The following is an 859-nucleotide window of genomic DNA, read 5'->3' on the forward strand; positions in this document are numbered from 1 at the left end:
GATCTGGGCCGCCCCCATCGCCGGTCTCGTCGTCGGCCTGATCGGCGCCATCGTTTTTGCCACGGCGGAACGGTTCGGCCTTGCCATGGGGCCGGCGGCCGCACTTGCCCTTGTGGCAACCCTGCTCACCACCGGCTGCCTGCATGAGGACGGCCTGTCCGACGTCGCCGACGGGTTTGGCGGCGGCAAATCGCGCGGCCGCAAACTTGAGATCATGCGCGACAGCCGCATCGGCGCCTATGGTGCGGCGGCGCTGGCTCTGTCGCTGCTGGTCCGCTGGAGCGCGCTGTCGGAGTTCGTCGATCCCACACAGGCCCTGTTTGCCCTCCTGGCCGCACACGCGGCCTCGCGCGGCCTGCTTGGCGCTTTCATGCATCTCTTGCCTCCAGCGCGCGTCGACGGCCTCTCGGTCGACGCCGGCACCGTGTCGCAGGAAACCGCCATGGCCGGCGCCTTGCTCGGCGCGATCCCGCTTCTCTTGCTCGGGCTGGGCGGCGCCGTCTTCGCGCTGATCCTGCTTGGCCTGCTGTTTGCCGCATTCCGCGCCCTTTGCTTCAACCAGATCGAGGGCCAGACCGGCGACACGATCGGCGCCTTGCAGCAGGCAAGCGAGATCGCGGTGCTGCTCGTCGCTTCCGTAGCGCTTTCCTGATCCCTTTGGCCTGATCCCCATGGCCTGATTCCTTTTCGGAGACTTTGCCCCCATGTCCTTCAAGTCCCTTAGTGAATTGCGCGCCGCCTGCCTCGACCTGCCGGCTGGCAGCGATGCCGCGGCCAATGCGGTCGCACGCCGCCAGGACACGCTGACCAAGCCGCAAGGCAGCCTCGGCCGGCTCGAGACCATCGCCGCGTGGCTGGC

The 859-nt window shown here is 68.3% G+C and carries 2 protein-coding genes; both read left to right on the forward strand.

What is annotated here, in order from left to right:
- The coding region (locus tag EN932_RS37140) for an adenosylcobinamide-GDP ribazoletransferase (RefSeq protein ID WP_128369577.1) at nucleotides 1-652 on the forward strand (652 nt) is incomplete at its 5' end.
- A gap of 52 nt (nucleotides 653-704) precedes the next feature.
- On the forward strand, nucleotides 705-859 hold a 155-nt coding region (locus EN932_RS37145), incomplete at its 3' end, for a nicotinate-nucleotide--dimethylbenzimidazole phosphoribosyltransferase (RefSeq protein ID WP_164890895.1).

Source organism: Mesorhizobium sp. M7A.F.Ca.US.002.01.1.1, from assembly GCF_004022955.1.
In the GTDB taxonomy this organism is placed as follows: domain Bacteria; phylum Pseudomonadota; class Alphaproteobacteria; order Rhizobiales; family Rhizobiaceae; genus Mesorhizobium; species Mesorhizobium ciceri.